The organism is Mucilaginibacter arboris, assembly GCF_009754915.1.
Classification (GTDB): domain Bacteria; phylum Bacteroidota; class Bacteroidia; order Sphingobacteriales; family Sphingobacteriaceae; genus Mucilaginibacter_A; species Mucilaginibacter_A arboris.
Genome location: NZ_WPIK01000001.1, coordinates 346,577 through 373,038, shown reverse-complemented (window position 1 = coordinate 373,038; position 26,462 = coordinate 346,577). Strand labels below are relative to the sequence as shown.

General features: G+C 39.3%; 15 protein-coding genes. 12 read left to right on the top strand and 3 right to left on the bottom strand.

Annotated features, from left to right (window positions below; translation table 11 throughout):
• Positions 1–76: 76 nt before the first annotated feature.
• The 12 genes from hpt to GO621_RS01720 all read left to right on the top strand — a co-directional run bounded on the left by hpt (position 77) and on the right by GO621_RS01720 (position 22,376).
• Positions 77–625 (top strand): hypoxanthine phosphoribosyltransferase, encoded by a 549-nt coding sequence (gene hpt, locus GO621_RS01775; RefSeq protein WP_157563541.1) that lies wholly within the window; start codon positions 77–79, stop codon positions 623–625.
• Positions 626–763: 138 nt separating this feature from the next.
• Positions 764–4,882, top strand: coding sequence for a two-component regulator propeller domain-containing protein (locus GO621_RS01770; protein ID WP_157563539.1), 4,119 nt, complete (start codon positions 764–766; stop codon positions 4,880–4,882).
• A gap of 363 nt (positions 4,883–5,245) precedes the next feature.
• On the top strand, positions 5,246–8,293 hold the full coding sequence (locus GO621_RS01765) for a SusC/RagA family TonB-linked outer membrane protein (RefSeq protein WP_157563537.1): 3,048 nt from the start codon (positions 5,246–5,248) through the stop codon (positions 8,291–8,293).
• Positions 8,294–8,309: 16 nt separating this feature from the next.
• A complete protein-coding gene (locus GO621_RS01760; RefSeq protein WP_157563535.1) occupies positions 8,310–9,935 on the top strand; it encodes a RagB/SusD family nutrient uptake outer membrane protein in 1,626 nt (541 codons plus the stop codon).
• Positions 9,936–10,174: 239 nt separating this feature from the next.
• Positions 10,175–12,505: a glycoside hydrolase family 31 protein gene (locus GO621_RS01755; protein ID WP_157563533.1), complete on the top strand. Its 2,331-nt coding sequence runs from the start codon at positions 10,175–10,177 to the stop codon at positions 12,503–12,505.
• A 62-nt stretch (positions 12,506–12,567) separates the two neighbouring features.
• Entirely contained in the window at positions 12,568–13,830 is a 1,263-nt protein-coding gene (locus GO621_RS01750; protein WP_198170094.1) for a BNR repeat-containing protein, read from the top strand.
• 248 nt (positions 13,831–14,078) lie between these two features.
• The gene (locus GO621_RS01745; RefSeq protein WP_157563529.1) at positions 14,079–15,287 is read left to right on the top strand and encodes a glycoside hydrolase family 88 protein; all 1,209 of its coding nucleotides are present in this window, start codon (positions 14,079–14,081) and stop codon (positions 15,285–15,287) included.
• Between the two features lie 2 nt (positions 15,288–15,289).
• Positions 15,290–16,276 carry a family 43 glycosylhydrolase gene (locus tag GO621_RS01740; protein ID WP_157563526.1) on the top strand — a complete coding sequence of 329 codons (987 nt, stop codon included), beginning with the start codon at positions 15,290–15,292 and terminating at the stop codon, positions 16,274–16,276.
• 2 nt (positions 16,277–16,278) lie between these two features.
• Positions 16,279–17,517: a DUF2264 domain-containing protein gene (locus tag GO621_RS01735; RefSeq protein WP_157563524.1), complete on the top strand. Its 1,239-nt coding sequence runs from the start codon at positions 16,279–16,281 to the stop codon at positions 17,515–17,517.
• A 19-nt stretch (positions 17,518–17,536) separates the two neighbouring features.
• Positions 17,537–18,691, top strand: a complete 1,155-nt coding sequence (locus GO621_RS01730) for a glycoside hydrolase family 43 protein (RefSeq protein ID WP_232335565.1) — start codon at positions 17,537–17,539, stop codon at positions 18,689–18,691.
• Complete coding sequence (locus GO621_RS01725; RefSeq protein WP_157563521.1) at positions 18,688–20,541, top strand: glycoside hydrolase family 2 protein; 1,854 nt, start codon at positions 18,688–18,690, stop codon at positions 20,539–20,541. The genes GO621_RS01730 and GO621_RS01725 overlap by 4 nt, the downstream gene beginning before the upstream one ends.
• Positions 20,538–22,376, top strand: coding sequence for a glycoside hydrolase family 35 protein (locus tag GO621_RS01720; RefSeq protein ID WP_157563518.1), 1,839 nt, complete (start codon positions 20,538–20,540; stop codon positions 22,374–22,376). The genes GO621_RS01725 and GO621_RS01720 overlap by 4 nt, the downstream gene beginning before the upstream one ends.
• Before the next feature lie 50 nt (positions 22,377–22,426).
• Here the strand turns inward: GO621_RS01720 and GO621_RS01715 are convergent, their stop codons facing one another.
• From GO621_RS01715 to mfd, 3 genes are all read right to left on the bottom strand, one after another.
• Complete coding sequence (locus GO621_RS01715) at positions 22,427–22,744, bottom strand: type II toxin-antitoxin system RelE/ParE family toxin (RefSeq protein ID WP_157563515.1); 318 nt, start codon at positions 22,742–22,744, stop codon at positions 22,427–22,429.
• Positions 22,725–22,946 (bottom strand): hypothetical protein, encoded by a 222-nt coding sequence (locus GO621_RS01710; protein ID WP_157563513.1) that lies wholly within the window; start codon positions 22,944–22,946, stop codon positions 22,725–22,727. Before GO621_RS01710 ends, GO621_RS01715 begins: the two co-directional genes overlap by 20 nt.
• 81 nt (positions 22,947–23,027) lie before the next feature.
• Positions 23,028–26,387: a transcription-repair coupling factor gene (gene mfd, locus GO621_RS01705; protein ID WP_157563510.1), complete on the bottom strand. Its 3,360-nt coding sequence runs from the start codon at positions 26,385–26,387 to the stop codon at positions 23,028–23,030.
• Positions 26,388–26,462 lie beyond the last annotated feature (75 nt).

The window sequence follows — 26,462 nt, the reverse complement described above, 5'->3', positions numbered from 1 at the left end:
ACATAAACTGTGCGAATGAATTTTAAGAAACCAATGCAGATTAGTTAGTTTTGCCGGAAAAAATTCAGTATAAAATATGAAGCCGGACGAAGTTGCAGTAGCAGATAAAATATTTAAAAGAATGATTGGTTCTGAAACCATCCAAAACCGGATTGTGGAATTGGGTGAGGAACTTAATCAGGAATTTGAAGGGAAAAAACCAATATTTTTAGGTATTTTAAATGGCTGCTTTTTGTTTATGGCCGATTTGATAAAGCAAATTGATGTTCCTTGCGAAGTAGCTTTTATGAAAGTATCTTCTTACCACGGCGGAATGGAAAGCAAAAAGGTAATAACAGAAGATTACGACCTGAAGATGGACATTACCAACCGCCATATTGTTATTGTGGAAGATATTGTAGATACCGGCCATACGATGCGTTTTATTACCGATAAATTGGTTGCACGAAATCCGGCTTCGGTTAGCATTGTTACTTTATTGCATAAACCGGATGCCATGGAGCATCAGATAGATGAGCTGAAATATATTGCTTTTAAAATTGAAAACAAATTTGTAGTTGGTTATGGGTTGGATTATAAAGGCTTAGGCCGAAATCTGAACGACATTTATCAGGTGGTACAATAGAAGTTTTAATACAATTGCAACGCTTGTAAATTGAAAAGGCGTTAGGTTAAAGAGCAACAGTACAGGATGCTTTAATAAAGTAATTTATGCTACTTTAGCAGGCATAACCAATTGTTATTTCCTAAACTTAAACTTTGTATGGCCAGTGCAAGGGACTGCTTTTTTAAAAAGAATATTTGTGTAAGTATTTTCACTTTATTGCTGCTGCAATTTTTTCTGTTAAAAAAAGCAAGGGCAAACGAAGTACCGGTACAATTCCTGGGCATAGAAAAAGGCCTGTCAAACAACAACGTAACCTGCATCTTTAAAGATCATTACGGTTTTATGTGGTTTGGGACCTTTCAGGGATTAAACCGCTATGATGGCTATGATTTTAAAGTTTTTAAAAATAAGCTGGACGATACAACCTCTTTAGCCAACAATTATGTTTCTGCCATTGCCGAAGACGGTAACAACAATATCTGGGTTGGCACCCAGCGGGGCATTAGTATTTACAGCAACCTTACCGCTAATTTCTCTTCTTTATATTATCGTCCTTATCGCGCTGCCGTCAATTTAAAAGTTACTTCCTACATCAACAGTGTTAAACCTGATGCAAAAGGAGATCTGTTTATTGCAACCAGGGAAACAGGCTTGCTTATCTGCAAAAAAGGTTCAAATAAAGCCTTCCAGGTACCTTTGCGAAACACATTCCATCTCAACCTGCAATACAATGTTCAGGCTATAACCATTATTGGCGATAAAATCTGGCTGTTTATAAAGGATAAAGGTTTGTATCGGTACAACAGCAAAACAGGAGGTTTAAACCTGATAAATGCAGCTATAAACAAAGCAAATTGCATGGAAGCCGATAACCAGGGAACACTTTGGATAGGCACAAATAATGGTATTTACAGGTATAGCATTTCAACAAATACGTACCAGCATTACACGGAGCAGGCCAGTAAATTATCCGGAAGTGTAGTTACCAGTTTTTGTATCGATAAAAACAGCATTTGGATTGGTACAGATGGCGGCGGCATTACGATTTTAAATACAACAACAGGCAAAATATGTTATATGCTTCCCGGTAATGATAAAAATGCATTGAATAGTGGCGCTATTTATACAATTTACCAGGACCAGGACCTGCGGAAATGGATAGGAACGCTGCGTGGCGGCATTAACATCATCGACCCTAAAAAGAATAAGTTTAAGCTGATCGAGCATAATTTGCTCAATAAAAACAGCATCAACAATAATTTCATCCTGTCTTTTTGTGAAGATGCCGGCCACAATATTTGGATCGGAACAGATGGCGCCGGGTTAAATTACTGGGACCGCAGGCAACGCTCTTTTATCAGTATGACGCATAATCTTGCTGATCCTCAATCCTTAAGCAATAATTATGTAACTTACATCCTGCAGGATTACAGGAACAATATCTGGGTGAGTACGTATGGCGGTGGTATCAACAAATACAAAAGCGGGAACCATTCTTTTGAACACTACACTTGTTATAACAGCGTAAGTAAGCACGAAGACGAAGACCTTTGGTATTTGCTGGAAGATCAGCATAAAAACTTATGGGCAGCAGCTGGTTTTGAAGGCGGGCTTTACCAGTTAAACCAGCAAAAAAACCAGTTTGAACTTTTTGATGCCAATATTAAAACCATTTTTTCATTAGCTAAAGATCATTCCGGCCAATTATGGGCAGGCACATTTAATTCTTTAGTTAAGGTTGATACAATAAGCAAAAAGCACCAGGTTATTAAAATAGCTTATCCTGTCCGTTCCATTTACGAAGATGAAGAACATTATTTATGGCTGGGTACAGAAGGCGGCGGTTTACTGCGTTTTAACCCTCAAAACAATCAAATTGAGCATGTAACAGAAGCAAATGGCCTGGCCAGCAATTCTATTTTAAATATTTTGGAAGATAAAAGCCATAATTTATGGCTGAGCACTTATAACGGGATTTCTAAGTACAACGTTATAACCAAAAAGATTTCTAATTTTTTTGATTCCGATGGTTTACAAAGCAATCAGTTTAATTACAATGCAGCTATAAAACTTCAATCTGGCGAGTTTTTGTTTGGCGGGATAAAAGGCTTCAATATTTTTTACCCTGATAGCATCAAACCGGATATACGTGCACCGGAAGTATTTTTAACAGGATTTAAAATTAATAATGTTCCGTTAGAGCAGGATGCTTCTTTTACCGGCAAAAAAAGTGTGCTGGGTTTAAACAGCATCACAATCCCTTACGATAAGGCTGTATTGTCTGTAGACTTTGCTGCGCCCGAATATTCTTATCCTGATAAAATTAATTATGCTTATTTTTTGCAGGGATGGGACAAAACCTGGAACGAAGTTGGGAAACTCAGGACTGCTAATTATTCCAGATTAACCGAAGGGAATTATATTTTAAGGGTCCGGGCAACCAATACCAGTGCCGGCTGGAGCCCGAAAGAAAGGGTTATCCATATCCAAGTCCTGCCGCCCTGGTACAGGACTTGGTGGGCATACGTATTATACTTTTGTGCAGCGGCAGGAGCGGTTTATTACTATTTGCGCTATCAGAAAAAGCAGTTTAGGCTGGAACAGGAAGTTGAGATAACGCACATCAAAGCAGAAAAGGAGCGGGAACTGAATGAAAAACGGCTTTCTTTTTTTACCAATATCTCGCATGAATTTCGCACCCCGCTTACCTTAATTATCAATCCGGTAAAAGATCTTTTAAATACTAAGGGCAAAGATGCGGATACAGCCGATTTGAACATTGTTTATCGTAATGCAAAGCGTTTATTGAGTTTGGTTGACCAGCTTTTACTATTTCGAAAAGCAGAATCCGAAACAGATAAACTTAAAGTTATTGAATTGAACTTTTTTGAGCTTTGCAAAGAAATTTATTTATGCTTTGCCCATCAGGCAAAAAAGCATCACATTTTATATGAGCTGAAATGTGAGAATGAATGGATTAAGGTTTATGCTGACCGGGAAAAATTAGAAATAATATTATTTAACCTGATCTCTAATGCGCTAAAATTTACACCTGATGGCGGAACGATAACGGTACAGATTAAGGAGGATGAAAAGAATGTTTTTTTAGCCGTAAAAGACAGCGGCTGCGGAATTACAGCTTCCGCAGAACAAAAGTTATTTGATAAATTCTATCAGGCACCTCATAAATCTCCTTTAAAAAACGGTTTTGGAATAGGCTTATTTCTGGTTAAAAGCTTTGTTGAAAGTCATAAAGGCAAAATTTCTTATCAAACAGAAATAGGTAAAGGAACAGAATTTCTGATCAGTTTACCAAAAGGAACATTGCATTTTGCCCCCGAATTAATATTTGAGAACGACACCAAACATTATTCTATTTTAGAAGAATTGATAAATGTTGATGTTTTTGCAGAAGAAGCACTTACGGATAAAAAAGCGCAAAACCTGGAAGTCTTAATTTCAGACCAGCAATCTATATTAATTGTAGATGATGACCAGCAGATCAGAGAGTATATTACACGGTTGTTTGAACAGCATTACAAGGTTTATACCGCAGAAAATGCGGAAGACGGGTTTAAGCTGATCAAAGAAAAAGTGCCTAACCTAATTATCAGCGATGTTTTAATGAATGGCGAAAGCGGAATAGCATTGTGTAACCGCATTAAAGCAGACGATCATTTAAGCCATATTCCGGTTATTTTGCTTACGGCAAGTTCTTCCTCAGAAATAAAATTAAAAGGGTTGGAAGAAGGCGCTGATGATTACATCAGTAAACCATTTGAAAAAGAACTGCTGGTTGCACGGGTAACCAACCTTTTAAAAAGCCGGGACAATTTGCAGAAGTATTTTTATAATGAGGTAACTTTAAGATTCAACAACCTTAAAATTTCGGAAGAATACAAGAGCTTTCTAAACCGATGCATTGCTATTGTAGAAAAACATTTAACCAATCCTGATTTTAGTATTAAAACCCTGGCTTCCGAAATCGGTATGAGCCATTCTAATTTATATAAAAAAGTAAAATCTATTTCCGGTCAGTCTGTTAATGCTTTCATCCGTTTTATCAGGTTAAGAAAAGCGGCAGGACTTTTAATCGATACGGATTTAAATGTAAATGAAGTTGCTTTCCAGGTTGGTTTTAATGACCTGAAATATTTTCGGGAACAGTTTAATAAACTGTTTGGTGTAAACCCCTCAGAGTACATTAAAAAACACCGTGTTTGTTTTCATAAAAACTATTCGCTTCACGAAAAAGCATCTAAAGCGAGAGTTTAATTATACGGATGCTTCTTTTATCGGTAATTAATTAATAATCAAAAAATTAAGATAAAGAACCAAAGTTTTTGCAGGGGAAGATAAAAGACAAAAAGTAATTTATCCCCCTGTAATTTATCATTTTACCCCTCACGCTTACCGCTTAACAATCCGAATTTGGCTGCCAGAACCAATTGCCTGATTTAGGTCTGATAGCAATATCTATAGCTGTTGTCGGCCTTAACATTACTGTTTTTATTACCTAAAAATTCCTTCAGAAAGTACCATTTCATGTATGGTATGATAAAGATTAATTAAGGGAAACTATAGTGATGTATTGAACTGTACGAAATGCTTGAATAAATTAACTACTAAATACCAATTATGAAGATGAAAATTTTTACTAAAAAGGCTTTTCCCTATTTAAGTTTGGTAAGGCTATGCATTCTTTTTGTTGTGCTTCTGTACGAGAACGTATCCGCACAAACCACTTCTCCCAATATTAATATAACCGGGAAAGTAACAGATGATAAAAACCTTACGCTACCGGGGGTAAGCATCAGGGTTGAAGCCAGCACAGTCGGAACAGTTACCGATGTTAACGGAGAATTTCGTTTAACAGCTCCCTCTAATGCCCGGCTAAGATTTTCTTACATTGGCTATACAACACAAACAATTGCAGTTGCAGGGCGGACAAAAATAAGTGTAACAATGGCATTAAATGCCAGCGGTCAAAAGCTAAACGAAGTTGTAGTAGTAGGTTACGGTACACAAAAGCGGTCTGATATTACCGGTTCGGTTGCTTCTGTACCTAAATCACGGTTAGAGGAATTGCCTGTTACGAATGTATTGCAAGCGCTTGAAGGTTCAGTTGCAGGTGTAAACGTTAGTACGTCTTCCTCAGTTCCGGGCACCCAGCCAGCGGCGTTGATACGTGGTCAGAACTCAATAACTGCCGGTTCAGGTCCTTATGTTGTAGTAGATGGTATACCGTTAAGTAAAAGTGGTGGTTCGTTAAATGATATCAATCCTAATGATATTGCCTCGATGGAAATACTAAAAGATGCATCTGCTGTAGCCATTTATGGTACTAATGGCGCAAATGGTGTAATCCTGATCACTACTAAGCGAGGTACTTCAGGTAAACCAGTTATCCGTTATAGTGGTTATACAGGACTTGAGAATATTGCCCATATACTTAAACCTCGCGATCCAGCATCTTTTACACAAAAATTTCTGGACTATGAATCTCAAAATAATCTGAAACAGCAGTTTCCCGAACCGGTATACAACAACGCCGAAAGGGCTAATTATGCTGCCGGCCGGACTATTGATTGGGTAAAAGAGGTTACCCAGCAAGGAATCATGCAGGACCATAACCTAAGCATTTCCGGCGGTTCTCCAGATATTAAGTATTTCGTTTCTGGAGATTATTTAAAGCAAAAGGGTGTTGTTAAAGGATATCAGTACCAAAGGGTAAGCGTACGATCAAATTTGGATATCAATGTAACCAATTTTCTAACAGTAGGAATGTCATCATTTATAACCAGTAATAATTATGATGGTGGTCGGGCTAATCTTCTGAATGCTACTGCTATGAGCCCTTATGGTAACGTATATAATGCAGACGGTACTTATGCTATTTATCCGATGTCACCAGAGCAGTTATATACCAATCCTTTACTTGGCTTAACCACAGATCAAATTAACCGTAGTGTTAATCTCCAAGGTAATGGTTATGCTGAGGTTAAATTTGGGGGCGTACTAAAGGGTTTAAGATATCGCCTAAATGCAGGGTATAATTATTTGCCAACCCGTGTAGATAGTTATAGCGGTCGACTTGCCAATACGCCGCTTGGTTCAGCAAGCGCTGCAAGTTCAGAAACGAATGCTTACACTATTGAAAATCTTTTATATTATAATCGTGATATAGGAAAACATCATTTTGATTTTACAGGTTTATATAGTGCTCAAGGGCGGAGATATTTTACTTCAACAGCAGGCGCTACCAACTTCGTAAATGATGTTTTTTCCTTTAACAACATTGGTGCTGGTGCTACACAAACATCCTCCTCATATTCTGACAGGTATGCCGCTGCTTCACAGATGGGCCGTATTAATTATTCATACAACAGTCGTTACCTGTTTACAGTTACTGCCCGTCGCGATGGTTCTTCTGTGTTTGGTGCAAACACAACCAAATATGGCTGGTTCCCTTCGGCAGCGCTCGGCTGGAATATTAGCCAAGAGAATTTTCTTAAAGATTCTAAAGTCGTAAATAACTTAAAATTAAGAGGTTCTTATGGTAAATCAGGGAATGAAGCTATTTCTGTTTACCGCACCATCACTACTGATGGTACGGTTCGTTTTCCGTTTAATGGTGTAAGTACAATAGGCGCACAAGCTGGTAATCTGGGTAACTCTAATCTGCATTGGGAAACTTCAGTACAAGCCAATATTGGAGTTGACTTTGGTGTATTAAATAACCGTATTAATGGTACAGTAGATGCTTATAAAACACATAGTAGCGGCTTGTTACTTAGCCGAAGCTTACCTACCATTACTGGTTATAGCAGCGTTTTAGATAATATTGGTAAAACTGCTAATCAAGGTTTAGAGGTTACGTTAAATACAAGAAATATTGTTAGCAAAAATTTTCGTTGGGAAAGTACGATTGTTTATGCAACAAATAAAAATAAAATTGTTGATTTATACGGAGATCAAAAAAGTGACTTGGGCAACCGCTGGTTTATTGGTCAGCCTATTAGTGTGATTTACGATTATAAAATGACAGGTGTTTGGCAGACAGGAGAAGATGCTTCCAAACAAGACCCAGGCGCTAAACCTGGCGACCTAAAATTTGCAGATACGAATGGAGACGGAAAGATCACGGCTGATGACCGGGTTATCCTTGGACAAACAGCACCAAAATGGACAGGTGGTTTAACCAATACGTTTCACTACAAAAACTTCAACCTAAATATTTTCATACAAACTGCACAAGGCATGCTAAAAAACGATAATGATTACAATTATGCGGATGAATCAGGCAGAAGAAATACACCAGCAGAAATAGGTTATTGGACACCAACCAATGGAAGTCAGGATTTTCAATCACTAACTTATACCAATACCCGTGGTTATGGTTATCCGCATGATGCCAGTTACACCCGTATTAAAGATATTACGCTTAGTTATGTAATACCTCAAAGAGTGGTAAATAACATTGGTTTATCAGGATTAACAGTTTATTTAAGCGGACGTAACTTATATACTTTCACTAATTGGATAGGTTGGGATCCTGAACAAACATATTACACCAGAGGAACTTCAAATACCGGAGCTAACCAATCAGCCTTTGTTGCCGACTGGACAAATAATTATCCTGTAACCCGAACGATTGTTTTAGGGTTAAATATTTCTTTAAAATAAAGATAAATATAAAAACATGAAAAAGTTTTCTATCATATTAAGTTCTATATTAGTGCTTCTCATCTCGTTTGAATCTTGTAAAAAAAGCTTTTTAGCAGAGAAGCCTTATTCTTCTTATACGCCTATAACCCTTACAGATTCGTTAGGATTTGAGGCAGAACTGGTGGGTTTATATCAATATCAAACAGGTACGCTTACTTATTCAGCGAATCAAGGCTGGCCAAGTGTATGGCAGGTGGGTACAGACGTAGCTAATGCTACTGCACAGCAGCAAGGTATAGAAGTACCTTATTACAATTATTCACAGTTAACCAATACAGATGGGGCAGCATCTTATACATGGCAAAGAAATTATTCATTAATTAATAATGCCAATATTATTATTGATGCGGTTGAAGATCCATCAACAACTAAAATAGGACCTGTTGGTAAAAAGCAGGCTGAAGCAGAAGCCAGGTTTTTCAGAGCTTATGCTTATAATAACCTTGCTACTCTATACGGACGCGTACCATTAATTGTACATGCATTAACAGGGCCCAAAACCGACTTTGTACGTGCATCTTTAGACGATGTAAATAATCAAATCATCAGTGATCTTACCTATGCAAGCACTAACCTATACGATTTAAACGGCGGTACCGTTAAAACAAATGTTCAGGGCAAACCGGTTAGCAGGGCAAATAAATATATGGCCATGCAGTTACTGGCCGAAGCTTACTTGCGTATGGGTAAAAACGACTTGGCCGAACAGCAGGCGCAGGCTGTTATTAACAGTGGTAAATTTAGTTTGGTCAAAACCCGCTATGGCGTAAGGGCAAGTGGCGCAGGCGATTACTATTCTGACATGTTTGTTTATGGCAATCAAAGACGCTGGCAAGGAAACTCCGAAGCAATTTGGGTACTAGAACAGGAAAACCCAACTGCTGTTGTTGGTGGAAACGTTGATAATGCACAACAACGGCGTGTATTTGGCGCAGCGTATTATGCTATCCCTGGTATGTTACCTTGCGACTCACTTGGTGGACGTGGTATTGGTAGGTTAAGGTTAAGCAACTGGGTGCTTTACGGCTTATATGGATCTGATGATATCCGCAATTCAAAATACAGCATTAAAAGGCGTTATTATTATAATGATCCGGCGTTTCCAGCCTTGTTAGGGAAACCTGTGCCGTTTACAGGAGCAGATACTTTATTCCGGATTTGTCCAAGTACAACCAAATGGGGAGCATTTGATCCTAATGACACCTTTGGTTATGCCATGATTAAAGATTTTATCATGATGCGACTGGGCGAAACCTATTTATTATTAGCCGAAGCACAATTTAAACAGGGAAAATTAACACAAGCTGCTACAAGTATAAACGCATTAAGGACCAGGGCTGGCGCTGTACAAGTTACCGCAGCCCAAATGACAATGGATTTTATTTTAGATGAACGTGCGAGAGAACTGATAGGAGAAGAAAACCGCCGCATGACTTTAATGCGTACCGGAACATTGGTTGACCGTGCTATAAGGTTAAATTCAAATGATGCACAGCACCCAACCACTGGTTTAACCAGCAAGAATCTATTATTGCCTATTCCATTAACAGAAATTCAATTAAATAAAGATGCTGTTTTAGAGCAAAATCCTGGATATTAATTAAATGAGAATAATTATTACAGCAAATGTTGAAATGTTTGATTTTGATATTTGCTGTAAATAATTATCCTATAAAAGAAGTAAGAAAGCTCTCTTAAGTTTTTCTATAGTATAGTAGTATATGCTTATCTGTTTGATTTATAAAATTTAAATTATCTCTTGCTTAATTTCAAATTAGCATGATTTAATAAATTGAAGTCAGCACCTAATAAGAATACTCTATAAACACAAATTCTACTTTGAAAAAGGAAACTATTACTGTTTTTATAGTTCTTCTTGCCGTTCTGCAAGGTTTTGCTCAACAATATCATCGTACTTCATTGGGTATAAAAACTAGTGCTGAGTCGATGGATGTAGAAATTCAATTCTACTCTCCAGAAATTGTCAGAGTATTAAAATCACCGCAAGGCATTCCCTTTAAAAAGGAAAGCCTCTCTGTTATAAAAAAACCGGAAGCAACACAATTAGGCATCAGTCAGCAAAATAATTTAGTGACCTTAAAAAGCAAAGCGGTACAGGTCGATCTAAATCTGCAAACCGGAAAAGTTTTATTTAGTAACCTGACTGGAAATGCTTTGTTTACCGAGAAAGATTATGGAACACAATTTACGCCCGTAAAAGATGTAAACAGAAATACTTATGCAGTAAGGCAAGCTTTTATGCTCGACAAGGATGAAGTAATTTACGGCTTGGGCGAGCAGCAAAACGGCAAGATGAACCAACGCAATCAAAAGGTTTATCTGCGGAATGAAAACATGAAAGTTTGCATTCCTTTCCTGCAATCCATAAAAGGTTATGGTGTTTTTTGGGATAATTATTCGCCTACAACTTTTACAGATAATCCTCAGGAAACATCTTTTGATTCTGAAATTGGCGACTGTTCCGATTATTATTTCCTTTTGGGCGGAAGCGGAGATGGCGTTATCGCTCAAATGCGAGATTTAACCGGACAAGCACCATTAATGCCATTATGGGTTTATGGTTTCAATCAATCCAGAGAACGTTACAAAACACAAAATGAATTGTTAGAAGTAGTACAAAAATACCGAAACCTCCAGGTTCCGCTGGATGGAATTATCCAGGACTGGCAATACTGGGGAAGGGACAGCATGTGGAATGCCATGAGTTTTGACCACGTTACTTATCCTGATCCACAAGGAATGATAAACAAAGTTCACCAATTGAAAGCGCATCTTTTTATTGTTGCCTGGCCGGGATTTGGGCCTTTAACTAATCAATATGCAGAATTTAAAGAAAAAAAGATGCTGCTTGATTTTGATACCTGGCCGCCTAAAAGCGGAACTAAGCCTTATGATGTGTATAATCCGGTTGCGAGAGATATTTACTGGAACTACCTGAATAAAGGTATTTTTTCTTTAGGAACAGATGGCTGGTGGCTGGATTCTTCTGAACCGGATCATATTAATATTAAAGACAGGGATTTTGATCAGCCTACTTTTCTTGGGTCTTTTCGTAGCGTTATCAATGCTTTTCCTTTGGTACATGTTGGTGGGGTGTACAATAATCAGCGTAAAACAACTTCAGCTAAACGGGTAACTATTTTAACCAGGTCTGCTTTTGCCGGCCAGCAGCGTTATGGCGCAAATACCTGGAGCGGTGATGTTAGGTCTGATTGGCAAACGTTTCGCAAACAGATTCCGGCCGGACTAAATTTTTCTCTTTGCGGCATTCCTTACTGGAATACAGACATCGGCGGTTTCTTTGCAGGCTCATTTGTAAAAGGAGGAGGAGCCAAAAACCCGGAATTTCAGGAGCTTTATACCCGCTGGATGCAGTTCGCAACGTTTACACCAATGATGCGTTCGCACGGAACAGATATTCCGCGGGAGATTTACCAGTTTGGAAATCGCGGAGACGAAATATTCGATGTTCAGGAAAAATTTATTAATCTGCGTTATAGCCTGCTTCCTTATTTATATTCTACAGCATGGAACGTAACTCATAATTCTGGCTCTATAATTCGCGCCCTTTTTATGGATTTTGCGAAGGATAAGCAGGTGTTGGATATAGATAATGAATATATGTTTGGTAAGTCTTTTCTGGTTTCTCCTGTTACTACAAAAGGTGAAAAAAGCCAGTCTGTTTATCTTCCAGCCAACGCCTCCTGGTTTGATTTATGGACGAACGAACGTATTACCGGAGGAAAAACAGTTACGAAAGCCACGCCGATAGACGTTATGCCCTTGTATGTAAAAGCTGGTTCTATCATCCCTTGGGGGCCGAAAGTGCAGTACGCTCAGGAAAAGAAGTGGGAGGATCTGGAAATAAGGATTTATCCGGGAGGCGATGCCGAGTTTGATTTGTATGAAGATGAAGGCGATAGCTATAATTACGAAAAAGGGAAATATTCGGCAATCCATTTTAATTGGAATGACCTAACTAAAACGCTTTCTATTGCTGATCGGAAAAACGAATTTGCCAGCATGTTGCACACAAGGAACTTTAAGTTAGTTTTAATCACTCCGCAGAAAAAATTCAGCTTGCAACCTTATAGCAAAACAGATAAAACAGTTCGTTATGCTGGTAAAAAAATCGAAGTAAAATTATGATTAGGTCTGGAAGGAAACTTTATTTTTTTGCTGCTACGTTCTTACTGAATGCTGTTTTTAGCATGCAAAATTCTAAAGCGCAAAATCTCGTTCCTGTTGCAAAAGCCTGGGCCAATAATTCGGTCAACGCCGTTGTTTTTCGCAAAAATTCATTGGTTACTTTTCGGGATACGCAATTCATTGCTTTTTATGATGAAAACCGATACGTAGTGCTAGGCAAAAGAAAATCAGGTTCTTCAAACTGGCAGCTTCAAAAAACACCTTATCAGGGAAATGCTGCCGATGCACATAATACCATTGCCATTATGGTTGATGGTGCTGGTTTTCTGCATCTTTCCTGGGACCATCACGGTAATCCGTTAAGATATTGCAGAAGTGTTTCTCCCGGATCCTTAATTTTAGGTGATAAAAGAAGCATGACCGGCATCAAAGAAAACCAGGTTACTTATCCTGAATTTTATAAACTACCTGATGGTAATTTATTATTCTTTTATCGTGATGGAAGATCAGGGCAAGGCGATCTCATCATCAATAAATACGATATCAAAACCCAGAAATGGGAACAATTAAGCAATAATTTAATCAGCGGCGAAGGGCAGCGAAACCCTTATACACAAGCTTGCATAGATGCAAAAGGTACGGTCCATATTTCCTGGGTTTGGCGCGAAAGTCCGGATGTGGCCAGCAACCATGATCTGGCTTATGCAAGATCAATTGATGGCGGAAAAACCTGGGAAAAATCAACCGGAGAAAAATATACTTTGCCAATAACAGCCGCAACTGCAGAATATGCGGTTAAAATTCTGCCAAAAAGCGAACTGATCAACCAAACTTCCATGACTACAGATGCTGCAGGTCATCCGTTTATTGCAACTTACTGGCGCGATTCCGCAACTACTGTTCCGCAATATCACATCGTTTACCATAACGGTTCTACTTGGAAAGTCCAGAACCTGGGGTTTCGTAAAACAGCTTTCAGTTTAAGCGGAGGCGGAACGAAAAGCATTCCTATTTCCCGTCCGCAAATCTTAGCATCGCAAAAAAGCAATCATCTTGCAGCCATATTGATTTTTCGGGATGCAGAACGTGGCAGTAAAGTTTCAGCCGCCATTTCTTCCGACCTTGAAAAAGGAAAATGGGAAGTGCAGGATTTAACTACAACTTCTGTCGGTTCCTGGGAACCCAGTTACGATACAGAATTATGGCGTAAAAGAAGCATCCTGAACCTTTTTGTAGAAAAAGTAGAACAGGTAGATGGCGAAGGAAATGCAACTGTTGCACCGCAAATGGTGCAGGTTTTAGAATGGAACCCAAAATTGAAATAACGAATTTTTAACACTTTTTTAAATTATGAAGTTGGATTATAAAATTTTAGTCATCCCCCTAACCCCCTTCAAAAGGGGGAAGCATAACGGCTACCTTTCTATTAAAGGTAAAAGTTAAAAAGGTATGAAACTTTGCGTTCCCCTTTTGAAGGGGGTTAGGGGGATGATTTTTACATCACAAAAAAGCAGCGTTTCAATAAAATTAGTTTAAAAGTTCAAAATCAAATCAGTAATACTGTTTTTACCGTATGAAATTCAGATCGATATCTTTACTTGGCATCAGTTTAATCAGTTTTTCTTTAGTCTGTTTTGCGCAGCATACTTCTTTTAAGCAGGATAAAAACTTGTTGCAAACCATCAACCAAAACTTTAAAGATGCAGATGCGCAGTATAAAGTGTTGATGCAGGAGCTGCCGCCAGATCAGTTTCCGAAAACTTATCATCCAAATACTGATAAACTCGAAACAAGCGGCTCGGGCTGGTGGTGCAGCGGTTTTTATCCGGGAACTCTGCTGTATCTGTATCAGCAAACAAAAGATCAGGCTTTGTTAACGGAAGCAAACCGGATGTTGAACATCCTGCAAAAAGAGCAGTACAACAAAACCACGCACGATTTGGGCTTTATGATGTATTGCAGCTTTGGCAATGCGGAGAAAATAGAACCAAAACCAGAATACAAGCAAATCCTGATCAACAGCGCCAAATCACTTTCTACCCGTTTTGATCCGAAAGTTGGCTGCATCAAATCCTGGGATTCTAATAAACCCGAATATTTAGTCATCATTGATAACATGATGAACCTCGAACTGCTGTTTTGGGCAACCAAAGCAACCGGCGATTCTTCTTTTTATAAGATTGCCGTTACGCATGCCAATACCACGATGAAAAACCATTTCCGGGCGGATTACAGTTCTTATCACGTGGTAAATTATAATCCGGAAACAGGAGCCGTTCAGCAAAAAAGAACGGCGCAAGGTTATGCAGATGAATCGGCCTGGGCGCGCGGACAAGCTTGGGGATTATATGGTTACACCGTGATGTACCGCGAAACGCACGATAAAAAGTATCTCGACCAGGCTAAGCATATTGCTTCTTTTATCCTGCAAAATCCTAATCTGCCAAAAGATAAAATTCCTTACTGGGATTATAATGCGCCTGATATTCCGAATGCTTTGCGCGATGCTTCTGCTGCATCGGTAATGGCTTCTGCGTTTTTAGAGTTGTGCCGTTATGCTGATGCAAAAGACAATCAGCTCTATTTTAATACTGCTCAAACGATGCTGCAAACTTTATCATCTCCTGCATACAAAGCAAAAGCAGGTACAAACGGTGGATTTATTCTGGAACATAGTGTCGGGAACATGCCGCAAAAAACAGAAATAGACGTGCCGCTTACTTACGCCGATTATTATTTTGTTGAAGCGATGATCCGATATAAAAACCTAAATAAAAAATAGCAATGAGATTTTTAGGTGATAAAAGAAGCATCGGTTCAATCCTTTTAACAGCAATGATTTTAATTGGATGGAAAGGCTTTGCGCAGAAAACAGATACATTAAATGCTCCGCCCGCCGTACTTCCCGGTGTTTATGCTGATCCGAATCTAACTGTTTTTAATGGCAAATTTTATATCTACCCAACCACTGATGGCACAACTGGTTGGCTTTCAACTTACTTTACTTGCTGGTCGTCTGATAATTTAGTCAACTGGAAAAATGAAGGAACAATCATCGATCTTCCAAAAGATTTAAGCTGGGCAAAAGTGCGTGCCTGGGCGCCTACCATCGCACAAAAAAATGGTAAATATTACTTCTATTATTCAGCAGATGTAAATATTGGTGTTGCTGTAGCCGATAAACCAACCGGCCCATTTAAAGATCCGCTTGGAAAACCGCTGATTAAAAAAGGTTCGGTACGCGGACAAGTAATTGATCCGATGGTTTTTGTAGATGATGATGGCGCGGCTTACTTGTATTTTGGTCAGGGACAATGCCATGTGGTAAAGTTAAATGACGATATGATTTCCTGCGATACTACAAAAATGATCTCCTTTAAACCAGAAGGTTATAACGAAGGTCCGTTTATGATCAAACGAAAAGGAATTTATTACCTAATGTGGTCTGAATATGATACCCGCGACCCTCGATATTCCATTGCTTATGCTACTTCCACTTCTCCGCTTGGCCCTTTTAAAAAAGCAGTCGGTTTCCCGGTACTAAAAGGAAAAGGTGTGGTAAAAGGAGCAGGGCATCATTCGGTAGTTCAGGTTCCGGGGAAAGATGAATGGTACATTGCTTATCATCGTTTTAAAATTCCCGGTGGAAATGGCTACAACCGGGAAACCTGCATTTCTTCTATGAAATTTGATAAGGATGGAAATATACTTCCGGTAGATGTTTTTGAAAAATTAAAGCCTGTTAAGTTAAAGGATTATAAAAAACGGTAAGAATGATGATGAAAAAACTATTGCTGATTCTGATAGCTACCCTTTTGTTTTTGACAGGCTTAGCTCAAAAAAAAGCCGCTAAAAGCGAAACAACCCGACAAGTATGGCTTAATTATATGGATAAAATTGCCCGGCCTGTCCTATCAAATATTGCGGAGGATAAGTTAAAGGCGAATATGCCAGTCAGACTGTCAGAACATATTGATAATAAAGAGAGCCGCAGCAAAGTAGCTTATCTCGAAGCTTTTGCCAGAACGTTAAGTGGAATTGCTCCCTGGCTTCAATTAGAAGGCGGAAATCCAGTAGAAGTTAAATTACGAAACCAGTACCGTGAGTGGGCGATAAAAGGAATAGCGAACGCTGTAAACCCAGACGCAAAAGATTACTTGCAATGGAATGGCGGCCAGCCGTTGGTTGATGCTTCTTATGTTGCTTTGGCGTTAATCCGTTCGCCGTGGTTGTGGGAGCATCTGGATGAAAAGGTAAAACAGCAAGTGGTTACGGTGCTAAAAATCACCAGAAACACAGTACCGGTTTATACCAACTGGATATTATTTACCGGCGTAATTGAGGCGTTTTTTTACAAGTACGATTTAGGTTATGATGCGGTACGCATGGAATACGGCATTCGTGAATTTACAGAACACTGGTACGTTGGCGACGGCATGTATTCTGATGGAATGCAGTTTCATCTGGATTATTATAACAGCATCGTTATTCAGCCTAATTTAAGTACCATGCTGGATGTTTTGAGTGAAAAACACACTGCATATCCACGCGAAACCGAAAATGTGAAGCTGATTGGTCAGCGTTACGCGCAAATTTTGGAACGGATGATCAATACAGATGGTTCTTATCCTGCAACAGGCCGTTCCATTGTTTACCGCGGAGGCGTTTTTCATCATCTGGCTAATGTTGCTTATAAAAAGCAATTGCCTTCTTCATTAAGCCCGGCACAAGTGAGAGAAGCACTGACCGCAGTAATTAAAAAAACACTCGGCGCACCAGGAACTTTTGATCAAAACGGTTGGCTGAATATTGGTTTATATGGCATTCAGCCTGGCCTGGCTGATTTTTATATCACTACGGGCAGTTTGTATATCTGTAGCAACATTTTTCTGCCGCTTGGTTTGCCCGAAACAGATGAATTTTGGAACACTCCTCCTCAACCCTGGACAGCCGTAAAAATTTGGAGCGGACAAGATGTTCCGGCAGATCATGCACTGGAATTAAGAAGATAATCAGCTTAAATTTTTCAATATGAAAGTTAACATCATACAAAAGTATCATGAAGTTGGAATAATCCTGATGCTTCTTTTATCGGTTGTTTTTCAGGTTGAAGCACAAGATTTAGCCGGTAAAAGAAGCACAAGCTTTCAGCCCGGAGTAATCTGGCCGGATAATAATGGCGTACATATCAATGCGCATGGCGGCGGCATTTTGTATCAGAATAAAACTTATTACTGGTTCGGCGAACATAAAATTGCAGGCGGCGCAGGCAACCGGGCAATGGTTGGCGTGCATTGCTATTCCTCCAAAGATTTATACAACTGGAAAGATGAAGGTATTGCTTTAAGTGTTTCCCCTGATACAACAAGTGATATTGCAAAAGGCTGCATTCTTGAACGGCCAAAAGTAATTTATAACAAAAAGACCAAAAAATATGTAATGTGGTTCCATTTGGAGCTGCTGGGCAAAGGGTACAAAGCGGCTCGTACCGGTTTGGCTGTCAGCAATAAAGTTAATGGCCCGTATCGGTTCATCAAAAGTTACCGTCCAAATGCCGGAAAAATGCCTTTTTATCCGGAAGGAACGCCGGAATCAGAAAAAGTTAACTGTGCAAGTCCGGCTACTAAAAGTGATGGCTTTTTTTGCAGGGATCTGCCAGGCGGACAAATGGCGCGGGACATGAATCTTTTTGTAGATGATGATGGTAAAGCTTACCATGTTTTCTCTGCAGAAGAAAACTTTACGTTAGATATAGCCGAATTAAGCGATGATTACACCAGCCATACCGGCAAGTTTGTAAGGGTTTATGCAGGCCATCAAACCGAAGCTCCGGCTATTTTTAAGCATAACGGTACTTATTATATGATTGGTTCTGGTACTACTGGCTGGGCGCCAAATCCTGCCCGCTGGTTTTCTGCAAAATCTATTTGGGGGCCGTGGACTTATCATGGAAATCCTTGTGTTGGCGATGGTTCTCAAATCACTTTTGGCGGACAAAGTACGTACGTTCTTCCTGTTGCCGGTAAAAAAGATGCTTTCATTTTTATGGCGGATAAATGGACACCAAAAGATGCAATTGATGGCCGATACCTCTGGCTACCCATTACTTTTAAAGGTGATGATATCGAAATTAAATGGCTGGATAACTGGAACCTCGATTTTTTTAACGATAAAAGAAGCAAATGAAAAAAATAACTTTAACAGGATTTACCTGGCTGATTGCTTTTGCAGCTATCGCCCAGAATAATCTGATTACCAATATTCCAAACCGTAAATCCGTTAGTTTAAACGGGAAATGGCAGTATATTGTTGATCCGTACGAAACCGGTTTTTACGATTACCGCTACAAGGAACTCAACGAAAACAATGGCGGTGCTTACTGGAATACAGATGTTCCAGCCAATAAAACCGAGCTGAACGAGCACACTTATCAGGAAAAAAATTCTTTGAACGTTCCCGGCGACTGGAACCATCAGGATCCAAAGTTTCTGTATTATGAAGGAACGGTTTGGTACAAAAAATCATTTGATTATAAAAAATCTGCTTCTGGTAAGGTTTTCCTCTACTTTGGTGCTGTAAATTACCGTGCTGATGTTTATTTAAACGGTAAAAAATTAGGTGCGCACAAAGGTGGTTTTACGCCTTTTAATTTTGAAGTTCCTGCCAACCTGTTAAAAGAAACCAATAACTTTTTAGTCGTAAAAGTTGATAATAAACGTTACGCAGATGAAGTGCCGACTTTAAACACAGATTGGTGGAATTATGGCGGCATTACACGTGAAGTAAAGCTGATTGAAGTGCCTGATAACTTTATTCAGGATTATTTTATTCAGCTAAAAAGAGTATCGCCCGGTTCAATTCCTGCTAAAACGCCGGAAGTGGAAGGTTGGATTAAACTAAATCGAGCGCCGGCAAGCGGTGAAAAACTAACTGTTGAAATTCCTGAACTCAAACTAAGACAACAATTTACGGCATCAGATACGATAACAAAAGTTCATTTTACACTTCCGAAAATACAGTTATGGTCTCCGGAAACACCGAAATTATATCGTGTTATCATCAGTTCAAATTCAGACAAAACAGAAGATAAAATAGGTTTTAGAACGGTAGAAGCTTTTGGCAAACAGGTTTTGCTTAACGGCAAGCCGATTTTTATGCGTGGTATCAGTATCCACGGAGAAATTCCAAAAGAAATCAGACGAGCTTACAGTAAAGAAGATGCAATGCAATTGTTAGGCGAGGCGAGAGAATTAGGCTGCAATATGGTTCGGTTAGCACATTATCCGCACGATGAAACCATGACTCGTTTGGCTGATTCGCTTGGAATTCTGGTTTGGTCTGAAATTCCGGTTTATTGGACCATCAACTTCGGCAGTAATGAAGTGCTGGATAAAGCAAAAGCACAATTAAACGAAATGATTACGCGCGATCATAACAGAGCCAGCGTGATTATCTGGTCGGTTGGAAATGAAACGCCAGTTAGTCCTACTCGTACCAATTTCATGCACAGTTTAATTACTGAGGCTAAAAAGCTCGATCAAACACGTATGGTTTCAGCTGCGCTGGAAGTAAATTATAGCGCGCTAAAAAACCTGAATGAAGTAAATGATCCGCTTGGAGAATTTGTTGATCTCGTTGCTTTTAACGAGTATTTAGGCTGGTACGGCGGCTTGCCGGATAAATGCCGCACTACTAACTGGTCCACACCTTACAATAAACCTTTATTTATCAGCGAAACTGGCGCAGGTGCAAAAGGTGGTTTTCATGCGGATTCTTTAACCCGTTTTAGCGAAGAATTCCAGGAATGGTATTTTAAAGAGCAGGTAGCCATGTTTAAAAAGATGCCTGAAAATTTTGTGGGACTTTCGCCCTGGGTTTTGAATGATTTCCGTTCGCCAAAACGTAACAATCAATACCAGGACGGCTGGAACCGTAAAGGTTTGTACGACGATCAGGGCAACAAAAAGAAGGCTTTTTACATCCTGAAAGCCTATTACAATCAAATTGAAAAAGCATCAAATAGCAAGAAGAAATGAAGATGAAATATATCCTGCCGGTAATACTTTTTTTATGCCTTAAAAACAGCATCGCGCAAAAAGCTACACATACTTTTGCTTTAGGCGATTCGAATTTTTTGCTCGACGGGAAACCTTTCCAAATGATTTCCGGAGAGATGCATTATCCGCGCGTTCCCCGCGAAGCCTGGCATGCACGAATGAAAATGGCCAAAGCAATGGGACTCAATACCATTGGAACTTACGTTTTCTGGAATTTGCACGAACCACAAAAAGGACATTTTGATTTTAGCGGCAATAATAACATTGCAGAATTTGTAAAAATAGCCAAAGAGGAAGGTTTATGGGTGATTTTGAGGCCAAGTCCGTATGTATGTGCCGAATGGGAATTTGGCGGTTACCCGTACTGGCTGCAAAATGAAAAAGGTTTGGTTGTGCGCAGCAAAGAGGCGAAGTATTTAAAGGAATATGAAACTTACATCAAAGAAGTTGGAAAACAATTAGCTCCTCTGCAAATTAACCATGGCGGAAATATTTTAATGGTTCAGATTGAGAACGAATACGGTTCTTACGGCAGCGATAAAGAATACCTTGCCATCAACCAAAAGTTGTTTAAAGAAGCGGGATTTGATGGGTTGCTTTATACCTGCGATCCGGCTGCCGATGCTAGGAACGGCCATTTACCCGGATTGCTTCCTGCAATAAACGGACTGGATAATCCTAAAAAAGTAAAAGCGTTAGTCAATAGTTTACACGAAGGAAAAGGGCCGTATTACATTGCCGAATGGTATCCGGCCTGGTTTGACTGGTGGGGAACAAAACACCATACAATACCGGCAGAACAATATGCCGGAAAACTGGATTCTGTACTGGCCGCGGGAATTTCCATCAACATGTATATGTTCCATGGCGGCTCGACACGCGGTTTTATGAATGGCGCCAACTACAACGATCATTCGCCTTTTGAACCCCAGGTTAGCAGTTACGATTATGATGCGCCTTTAAACGAAGCCGGAAACGCTACGCATAAATTTACGAGATTTAGAGAAGTAATTGAAAAGCATTTGCCGGCAGGGACTAAATTACCAGCGGTTCCGGCCCCGAAACCAGTAATGGAAATACCAGCGGTTCAATTAACGCAATCGGCAAGTTTGCTCGATAATTTACCTGCTGCTGTTAATCATGCAACGCCGTTGACTTTTGAGGATTTGAACCAGGATTACGGGTTTGTTTTGTACAGGACACAACTTTTAGGTGGTAAAAGAAGCATGCTGAAGCTAAAAGAACTCCGGGATTACGCAGTGGTAATGGTTAACGGTAAAACGGTTGGAACTTTGGACCGGCGTTTAAACCAGGACAGCTTGGCAATAACATTACCGGCCGGGCAAGTAACGCTTGATATTTTGGTAGAAAATTTGGGCCGGATCAACTTTGGAAAATATCTCCTTCAAAATAAAAAAGGCATTACAGAAAAGGTAATTTTTAATGGAAGCGAAGTAAAAAACTGGAAAATGTACCGCTTGCCTTTTAATGATACCAAAAGGATCCGGTTTGCTTCTTCTCAAAACAGTAATACTTCACCGGTTATACGTAAAGGAACTTTCCGTTTAAACGAAGTTGCAGATACTTACCTGGATTTAAGTAACTGGGGAAAAGGAGTGGTTTTTGTAAACGGACATAATTTAGGCCGTTATTGGAACATCGGCCCGCAGCAAACCATTTATTTACCGGCAGAATGGCTCAAAAAAGGCAGCAATGAAGTTGTTGTTCTGGAGTTGATAAAAACAGATCAAACCGCACTTAAAGGAATTAAAACGCCTGTTTTAAATGTCAATCGTTTGGAAAAAGCAAAATAAGGTTTAAGAAATTACGGTTATAAAAGAAGCATTGTTAAATTAAGGAAAAGTTATCTCCTTAATATACTTTCTAACTGTTCGGGGTTTCTTCGGGAATCCCAAACGGTTAGAATTAAAATATAATTCTCTTTATGTCTAAAGAATAAAATGTAATTACCAGCTATTAAGCCTTGTAAACCAACTATATTTGTATCAATTCCCGCATCAGGATATTTCTCAATCAAACGTGCTGAATTTCTAATCGTTTTTAAGAGCTTAGTGCTATAAATGGATGACTTATTTCTGTTATCAAAAAATGCTTTTATTGCAATTAGGTCTATTTTAGCACTTTCAGACCAAACAATGGTTTTAGCCATCGAGTATTTCATCAAAAAGAGTATCTGTTGTATAAAATTTTCCTTCTAAATAATCTTTTTCTGCTTGAGCAATTTTAACTTTTTGCTCATCATTAAGAATTATAATCGACTTTTTGGAATAAATATTTTGTAATACACGATGGATATTATTTAGCATTTCTTCATCGTGGATACTTTCAATTTCCTGAATGATTTTTTCTTTTACAACCGACATGTTTTTTGCTTTTTAATATTTAAAGGTAAGAACTTTTACTCATAAAATATTTCAGATTAATGCTTCTTTTACCACTAATTTTTAAGCAACACCAACCGGTTGTCCGGCCATTTCTTCCAAAATTTCTACGGCTTCATCTATCGTTTTGATGCCTTCAAAACTGATGCGCAAGCTGTTTTTTACTTCTTTCAGGTTACATCTTCTGGGGTTCTCCTGCACAAACTGTAAGATCTTATGAAATGAACCGCTTTCAAAATAAGGCGATTGCTGGTTGCTGGTAAAATAACCGCGCAGAATGCTCTTTTTAAGAGATACTTTTTCAAAACCTATCGCTTTGCCAAGCCATTGTAAACGTACGGTGTTGAGCATGTCTTTTACTGGTCGAGGAATCGGCCCGAAACGGTCTTCCAGTTGTTTGGCAAAAGCCTGCAGTTCGGTTTCGTTTTCCAGTTTAGAAAGTTCGGTGTACAAGTTGTAGCGTTCTGCAATGCTGGTTACATATTCATCCGGGATCAAAATCTCCAGATCGGTATCAATCTGCGTAAAAGAAACAAACGGACGAGGTTTTTCATCCTTAAAAACGCCCTGAAACTCTTCATCTTTCAGTTCCTGGATCGCTTCATCCAAAATTTTATGGTACATTTCAAAGCCAATCTCCGCAATAAAACCGCTTTGCTCTGCGCCTAATAAGTTTCCGCTTCCGCGAATATCCAGATCGCGCATGGCCACGTTAAAACCGCTGCCCAGGTCAGAAAATTCTTCGATCGCGCTTAAGCGTTTCCTTGCTTCAGAAGTTAAGGTTGATAAAGGCGGGCTCAGCAAATAGCAAAACGCTTTTTTATTGCTCCGGCCAACGCGGCCGCGCATCTGGTGCAGATCGCTCAAACCAAACATGTGCGCATGATTGATGATGATCGTATTGGCATTTGGAATATCCAGGCCCGCTTCGATGATCGTTGTGGCAACCAAAACATCATATTCGCCGTTCACAAACTTTAGCATTACATCTTCCAAAGCATCACCTTCCAGTTGTCCGTGTGCAATACCAACGCTTGCTTTAGGCACCAATTTATGGATCATTCCTCCTAATTGCGCTAAATCCTGCACACGGTTATGGATAAAGAAAACTTGTCCGCCGCGGTTTACTTCAAACTCAACCGCTTCTTTAATCAGTTTATCATTAAACACATGCAGTTCGGTAACAACAGGCTGACGGTTTGGCGGAGGCGTAGAAATGATAGATAAATCGCGCGCGCCCATTAAAGAAAAATGAAGCGTACGCGGAATTGGCGTTGCGGTTAGAGTTAAAGTATCTACATTAATCCGCATCTGCTTTAGTTTTTCTTTGGTTGATACACCGAACTTTTGTTCTTCATCGATGATCATCAAGCCCAGATCTTTAAACTTTACATCTTTGCTTACCAAACGGTGCGTTCCGATCAGAATATCAACTTTTCCATCGGCTACATTCTGTAAAGTATCTTTTATTTGTTTGGAAGATTTGAAACGATTGACATAATCAATGTTGCAGGGAAAGCCTTTTAAGCGGTCAGAGAACGTTTTATAATGCTGTGCGGCAAGAATGGTAGTTGGGACAAGCACCGCAACTTGCTTACTATCAGCAACAGCTTTAAAAGCCGCGCGAATAGCCACTTCTGTTTTGCCAAAACCAACATCGCCGCAAATTAAACGGTCCATCGGGTGCGGCGATTCCATATCGCGCTTTAAATCTGCCGTTGCTTTTTCCTGATCTGGCGTGTCTTCATAGATAAAAGAGGCTTCCAGTTCGTTTTGCAAATAACTATCCGGAGAAAAAGCGTTGCCATGCTGCGTTTTGCGGACTGCATAAAGTTTGATCAAATCTCGGGCAATGTCTTTAACTTTTTTTTTTGTGGTTTTTTTAAGTCGGTCCCACGTATCCGTGCCTAATTTGTTCATTTTAGGCATTGTTCCTTCTTTACCGCTGAATTTTGAAATTCTGTTTAAGGAGTTGATGTTGACGTAAAGTAAATCATTGTCCGCATAAATTAAACGGATCATTTCCTGCGATTTGCCGTTCACTTCTACCTTTTCTAAACCTGCATATTTTCCGATTCCGTGATCAATGTGTGTTACATAATCGCCAGGTTTTAGTTCTCTAAGCTCTTTTAACGTGATAGCCTGCGATTTCTGGTAGCCTTTTTTAAGCTTGTATTTATAGTAACGGTCAAAAATCTGATGATCGGTATAACAAGCCAATTTTTGTTCGCGATCTACAAAACCTTCACGGATAGAAACCGGAATTGGTGTAAACTTTGCCGTTTTGTCTAAATCATCAAAAATGGCGTAGAGCCGTTCAATTTGCTTGGTAGAATCGGTTAAAATTAAGTTCTCAATCTTCTCCGCATCATTGTTTTTGATATTATGGATAAGCAGGCCAAAATCTTTATTGAATGAAGGTTGCGGCTTAATATCAAAACTAATGGTTTGATCTGCCTGATAAAAAAACTGTTTGCCAAATTCCACCACACTAAAATCCCGAAGTTGGTCAGCAATCATTTTTTCATCAGAAAAGCTATAAATCGGATCGATCCAATCCGGGTTCTCATTCTTTTCTGTTACCGGTAAAGCTTTCCAAAGCTGCGTTGCTTTTTTATAACCTTCCTGGATAATATCTAACGTAAACTGTACGTCTTTTATCCAAACAGCTGTATCTGCATCTACATATTCTAATAAAGAAATATTATTTTCTGTTAAAAATTTAGATTGCACGTTTGGAACAATCGTAATACTTCTCACCTGTTCTACCGAAAGCTGACTTTCGATTTCAAAAGTTCGAATCGATTCAATAAAATCACCAAAAAACTCTACACGATATGGCAGATCGTTCGAAAAAGAAAAAATATCAACAATGCCGCCACGGATAGAAAACTGGCCGGGACTATAAACAAAATCAACACGCTCAAAATCATATTCAATCAAAAACTCATTGATAAACTCGATGCTAAGTTTATTCTGAACACTAATTTCCAGAGTATTTTTTTCTAATGATGCCCGGTTAATTACCTTTTCTGCCAAAGCTTCGGGGTAAGTAACAATCAGGTTTCCAAATTCAGAAGCATGGTTCAGTTCATTCAAAACCTCGGCACGCGCTAAAACGTGGCTACTGTCTGGCTGTGTAAAATCAAAGCCTTTTCTATATGACGATGGAAAATGCAGGATTTCTTTGTCGAGCAGGTTTTCCAGGTCAGCCTGAAAATAACCGGCTTCTTCCTGGTCGGGCAAAACAAAAATCAGATGTTTATGCTGTAAAAAATAAGTTGCAACCGCCAGAAAAGCATCACTCGATCCAACCAAACCACGCAAGTGTACACGCGGATTTTTGCCCGAATTTAACGCCTGGGCCAAACTTTTTACACGGCTATCGGCCTTGTAACGTTCTAATATATCACGGATATTCAAATCGTTGCAAATATACAAATAGAAAATATGGCTAAAAGTGTTTTAGTAAAAGTTAAATCGTATCAAACAAAATTT

Coding starts and splice junctions, on each gene's coding strand:
- hpt (WP_157563541.1), top strand. CDS start 77: ATGAAGCCGGACGAAGTTGCAGTAGCAGATAAAATATTTAAAAGAATG.
- GO621_RS01770 (WP_157563539.1), top strand. CDS start 764: ATGGCCAGTGCAAGGGACTGCTTTTTTAAAAAGAATATTTGTGTAAGT.
- GO621_RS01765 (WP_157563537.1), top strand. CDS start 5,246: ATGAAGATGAAAATTTTTACTAAAAAGGCTTTTCCCTATTTAAGTTTG.
- GO621_RS01760 (WP_157563535.1), top strand. CDS start 8,310: ATGAAAAAGTTTTCTATCATATTAAGTTCTATATTAGTGCTTCTCATC.
- GO621_RS01750 (WP_198170094.1), top strand. CDS start 12,568: ATGCAAAATTCTAAAGCGCAAAATCTCGTTCCTGTTGCAAAAGCCTGG.
- GO621_RS01745 (WP_157563529.1), top strand. CDS start 14,079: ATGAAATTCAGATCGATATCTTTACTTGGCATCAGTTTAATCAGTTTT.
- GO621_RS01740 (WP_157563526.1), top strand. CDS start 15,290: ATGAGATTTTTAGGTGATAAAAGAAGCATCGGTTCAATCCTTTTAACA.
- GO621_RS01735 (WP_157563524.1), top strand. CDS start 16,279: ATGATGATGAAAAAACTATTGCTGATTCTGATAGCTACCCTTTTGTTT.
- GO621_RS01730 (WP_232335565.1), top strand. CDS start 17,537: ATGAAAGTTAACATCATACAAAAGTATCATGAAGTTGGAATAATCCTG.
- GO621_RS01725 (WP_157563521.1), top strand. CDS start 18,688: ATGAAAAAAATAACTTTAACAGGATTTACCTGGCTGATTGCTTTTGCA.
- GO621_RS01720 (WP_157563518.1), top strand. CDS start 20,538: ATGAAGATGAAATATATCCTGCCGGTAATACTTTTTTTATGCCTTAAA.
- GO621_RS01715 (WP_157563515.1), bottom strand. CDS start 22,744: ATGAAATACTCGATGGCTAAAACCATTGTTTGGTCTGAAAGTGCTAAA.
- GO621_RS01710 (WP_157563513.1), bottom strand. CDS start 22,946: ATGTCGGTTGTAAAAGAAAAAATCATTCAGGAAATTGAAAGTATCCAC.